The sequence below is a fragment of the Micromonospora sp. NPDC023737 genome (genome assembly GCF_040639715.1).
GTDB lineage: Bacteria > Actinomycetota > Actinomycetes > Mycobacteriales > Micromonosporaceae > Micromonospora.
This window is the reverse complement of sequence record NZ_JBFAAL010000039.1, coordinates 1-4322: the sequence shown is the minus strand read 5'-3', so window position 1 is coordinate 4322 and position 4322 is coordinate 1. Positions and strand designations below refer to the sequence as shown.

Genomic DNA, 4322 nt, shown 5'->3' with positions numbered 1-4322 from the left:
GATCGCGTTGGACTTTGGCGACCGGATCGTCGGCCTCGTCCTCGGCCGGACAACCGTCGACGGCTCCATCATCGAACTCCCGGAGGCGGCGAGCCGACAAGGCGTTCTCCGGTCGACCCTAGTCATCCGCCGTGTTCGCCAGATAGGCCCGGTTGACGTCGATCAGGCGGTCAAGTGCTTCTCTGGCGGCGATGAGGCCGTCAATGGTGGATGAAAGGCGGGTTCGCTCCCGATTCATCGCGGCCAGGGCCTGCCTGGCTCTGCTCATGTTTGGCTCCGTCATGCAGGGGACCATTTCCGCGATGGTTCTGCTGGACATGCCTGCGGCCAGGAATGTCTGAATCAGTGCCACCCGCTGGACGTGATCGTCGTCGTAGTACCGCTGGCCACTGGGGGATCTCGTGCTGACCAGCAAGCCCTGCTGCTCGTAGTAGCGCAGTGATCGACGGCTTACTCCGGTCCGGGCGGACAGTTCACCGATCCGCATGCCAACCCATCCGTGTGTATCGGGTCACAGCTACTTGCCCCTGACATCGATGTGAGCATTTAGGTTGACTCTACGGCTCGCGACCCGCAGCCAGGAAATCCGGTCGCCGGCGTCTCGCATCGGCGAGCACGAAAGGCAGAAGTCCGTGATCAAATTCGTTTTCATGATCAACCGTCTCGACGGGATGACCACCGAGGAATTCGTTGAGCATCACCGAAACCGCCACGCCCCGTTGTTCACCTCGATTCCGGAGGCGCGGCGGTACGTGAGGAAGTACACCGTCTCCCACCCGGTGCCCGCTGAAGGGTATCCGAGTCCTGCCTACGACGGCATCACTGAGATCTGGTTCGACAGCTGGGCGGATCACGACGCCTTCTTCACGTCCAAGAACTACACGGAGTTGGTGAACCCGGACGAGAGTACGTTCATCGATATGAAGTCGGTGGCGGTGATGGTCACTGAAGAAAAGGTTGTGATCTAGCCTGTCGTTCGGATCGTCCCGGCGTCGCGAGGGCTGGCACGCCCATCTGCCGCGTGTCGTCACGCGCAGACGCTCCGCGTCGACACCGTCCTCCGCCGTGCAGCCGCACGCACCAGAACCCGCGCGGGCCGTCCGGGAGGCACCGCACTTCGCGGCCGGCTGATCCGAGCGACAGGCCTCAGCCCTTCGGGCTGCGCGCTTTCTGTCGCGGGTGATGCGGCGGGTCATCAACGGGAGGGCAGGCACGGGCCGCCCCGGTGATCACAAGTGTCGCAGCTCCGTGATCACCAGGACCTGTGCTCGTCCGGGGCCGGGTACCACTGCCCTGCCTGCCCGCGGGTTGGCCGGCCCCTCTAGAGGTTGTCCCGTAACTGCTGGTCAGAGGTGAGATGATCTTGCTGTGGCTGGTGTGATCACGGCGTCGGAGCCCTCCTGGATAGGTCCGTTCACCGGGCTGAGCCCGCGGCAGTTCAACAAGCTGATCACCGCGCTGCGGCGTGAGGGGGCCGATCCGGTCCGCAAGGGCCGGCCGTGGTCGCTGCCGTTGGAGGACCGGGTGCTGCTGGTGGCCGCGTACTGGCGAACCAACCTCACCCTGCGTCAACTTGGCCCGCTGTTCGGCGTCTCGAAGTCGGCGGCCGACCGGATCGTCGCCCACCTCGGGCCGGCTCTCGCCCTCCAGCCCCGGCGGCGGTTCCGCAAGGAGACCGTGCTCATCGTGGACGGCACGCTGGTGCCCACCCGCGACCGGACCGTGGCCGCCTCCAGCAAGAACTACCGCTACTCCACCAACCACCAGGTCGTCATCGACGCCGACACCCGCCTCGTGGTCGCCGTCGGCAAGCCGCTGCCCGGCAACCTCAACGACTGCCGGGCCTGGCAGGAGTCCGGCGCGAAGGCCGCTGTCGGCACCACCCCCACGGTGATCGCCGACGGCGGGTACCGGGGCACCGGGCTGACCATCCCGCACTACCGCCGGCACAAGGACGAGGAACTGCCGGCCTGGAAGGAGGAGCACAACGCCTCCCACCGCAAGGTCCGGGCCCGCGTCGAGCACACCTTCGCCCGCATGAAGAGCTGGAAGATCCTCCGCGACTGCCGCCTCAAGGGCGACGGCGTCCACCACGCCATGCTCGGCATCGCCCGCCTGCACAACCTCACCCTCACCGGATGACAGGCAAACGAGCAGGTCAGCCTGCATACCTCAGATCATTTACGGGACACCCTCTAGGGTTGAGTCCGTGCGCTACGACCTCGTGATATTCGACAACGACGGTGTCCTCGTCGACAGCGAGCCCATCTCCAACCGGCTGCTCGCCGCCTACCTCACCGAGCTGGGGCACCCCACCTCCTACGAGGACTCCATCCGCGACTACATGGGGTCGGCCATGCACCGGGTCCACGACCTCGTGCTCGAGCGCACCGGGAAGCGTCTCCCGGACGACTTCGACGACGTCTTCCACGCCCGTGTGTTCGCCGCGTTCCAGCGGGAACTGAAACCCGTGCCCGGCGTCGAGGCCGTCCTGGAGAAGCTGGCGGCGGACGGGACGCCGTACTGTGTCGCGTCCTCGGGCAGTCATGAGCGCATCCGGGTCGGGCACCGGACCACGGGCCTCGACCGGTGGTTCGACGACACCCGGATCTTCAGCGCCCAGGACGTGGGCCGGGGCAAGCCGGCGCCCGACCTCTTCCTGCACGCGGCACGGCAGATGGGCGTGGCCCCCGAGCGGTGCGTCGTCGTGGAGGACTCACCGCTGGGCGTGCGGGCGGGCGTGGCGGCCGGGATGGACGTGCTCGCCTTCACCGCCATGACACCCGCGGCCCGCCTCACCGGCGCGCGTCACTTCTTCTCACAGATGCACGAGCTGCCCGGCCTGCTGGCCTGACAGCACGTCATGACGGGCCGCACGACGGGCGTATTGACATTTGTCATGCGGTACTCCGGACGATCGTTTCTACTGCGGGACCCCTCTCGGGCGCGACCCTGAGAGCATGACGACGAACAGGAAGCGCGGAAACCTCGTCCCTCTGCTGGTGGACGTCGCGGTGCCGGTCGGCGGGTACTACCTGCTGAAGGACGCCGTCGGGTTGAGCACGCTCGCCGCCCTCGGCTGGAGCAGTGCGGTGCCGGCCCTGCGGATCGTGTGGAGCGCGGTGCGGGAGCGCACCCTCAACGCGCTCGCCGCGCTCATCCTCTTCGTGAACGTGGTCGGGGTGCTGCTCAGCACGGTCACCGGGGACCCGCGGCTGATGCTCGCCAAGGACAGCGGCGTCAGCAGCGCCATCGGCATCGGCGTCCTCGTCTCGGTGATGCTGGGCAGGCCGATGATGTCCGAGGTGATGAAGCCCTGGCTGGTGCAGGGCGATGCCGAACGCGACGCCGCTTGGCGGCGGCTGAGGGCCCATTCGGTGCCGTTCCGCCGGGCGGAGCGGACGTTCTCCCTGGTGTGGGGCGTGGCACTGCTCGGCGAGTGCGTCGTGCGCGTGGTGGGCGCCTACACGCTGCCGGTCGACACCATGGTGTGGCTGGGCACCGTGATCCTCGCGGTGTCGATGGCGCTCGCCTTCTTCGTCAGCGGCGCGATCGCCGCCCGCCCCATGGCGCGGATGGTCATCGCGGAGACCGAGGCCGCCCGCACCACGGCCTCCCCCGTGGCCGGCACGCCCGCGAACGCCGGGTGAGAACCGGCCCGATACGTCCGCGACCGGATCTGTTCACCGGTGCTCCCGGGGCCCTACGCTCGCCGCCATGACGGATGTGCTGCGGCGCGGCAGGGCCTCGTTGGCGTTCGCGTTCGGCGCGCAGGGCTGCGTCTTCGCGCTGCTCGTCACACGCATCCCCGCCGTCCAGGACCGCTACGGCGTCTCGGACGCCGTCCTGCCCGTGTTCCTGGCCGCCGTGCCCGTGCTGGCCGGCATCGGCAGCGTGGCCACGGAACACCTGGTCAAGCGGGTGAGGCCCAGCCGTGTGCTGCGCTGGTCCCAGCCGGTGGCGATGCTGGCGCTGGTCGGTGCCGGAGCCGGCGACCGGATGGCCCACCTGGCCGCGCTGATGGCCGCCTTCGGGCTGGCCGTCGGGGCGCTGGACGCGGCGATGAACATGCTCGGAGTGAGCCTGCAGCACGCCTACGGCCGCAGCATCATGCTCGGCTTCCACGCGGCCTACAGCCTCGGCGGCATCCTGGGCGCCTCGCTGGCCTGGGCAGGTGCCCACTGGCACCTGACGCTGTGGGTGTCGTACCTGCCGGTGGTGGCGGTGCTGCTGCCGGCGACGCTCGTGGGCAGCCGGTGGTACGTCGACGGGCGGGGCGGCGCCGCGGCCGGCGCGGACGGCCGGGCGGTGAGCGGCGCGGG

5 protein-coding genes and 2 pseudogenes are annotated in these 4322 nt (G+C 68.7%); 6 read left to right on the top strand and 1 reads right to left on the bottom strand.

What is annotated here, in order from left to right:
- Nucleotides 1–214, top strand: a pseudogene (locus tag AB0F98_RS31710) (hypothetical protein); the annotation flags it as partial.
- Here AB0F98_RS31710 and AB0F98_RS31705 read toward each other — a convergent pair.
- On the bottom strand, nucleotides 119–487 hold the full coding sequence (locus AB0F98_RS31705) for a MerR family transcriptional regulator (RefSeq protein ID WP_125497918.1): 369 nt from the start codon (nucleotides 485–487) through the stop codon (nucleotides 119–121). The pseudogene AB0F98_RS31710 and the gene AB0F98_RS31705 sit on opposite strands and share 96 nt — an antisense overlap.
- 145 nt (nucleotides 488–632) lie before the next feature.
- On the opposite strand from AB0F98_RS31705, the gene AB0F98_RS31700 reads away from it, so the two are divergent.
- The 5 genes and pseudogenes from AB0F98_RS31700 to AB0F98_RS31680 all read left to right on the top strand — a co-directional run.
- On the top strand, nucleotides 633–968 hold the full coding sequence (locus AB0F98_RS31700) for an EthD domain-containing protein (RefSeq protein ID WP_125497919.1): 336 nt from the start codon (nucleotides 633–635) through the stop codon (nucleotides 966–968).
- Nucleotides 969–1368: 400 nt separating this feature from the next.
- On the top strand, nucleotides 1369–2142 hold the full coding sequence (locus AB0F98_RS31695) for a transposase (protein WP_251504934.1): 774 nt from the start codon (nucleotides 1369–1371) through the stop codon (nucleotides 2140–2142).
- 67 nt (nucleotides 2143–2209) lie between these two features.
- Complete coding sequence (locus tag AB0F98_RS31690) at nucleotides 2210–2854, top strand: HAD family hydrolase (RefSeq protein ID WP_357743231.1); 645 nt, start codon at nucleotides 2210–2212, stop codon at nucleotides 2852–2854.
- A 106-nt stretch (nucleotides 2855–2960) separates the two neighbouring features.
- Nucleotides 2961–3650 (top strand): VC0807 family protein, encoded by a 690-nt coding sequence (locus AB0F98_RS31685; protein WP_168131506.1) that lies wholly within the window; start codon nucleotides 2961–2963, stop codon nucleotides 3648–3650.
- 1 nt (nucleotide 3651) lies between these two features.
- Nucleotides 3652–4322: pseudogene (locus tag AB0F98_RS31680) on the top strand (hypothetical protein); the annotation flags it as partial.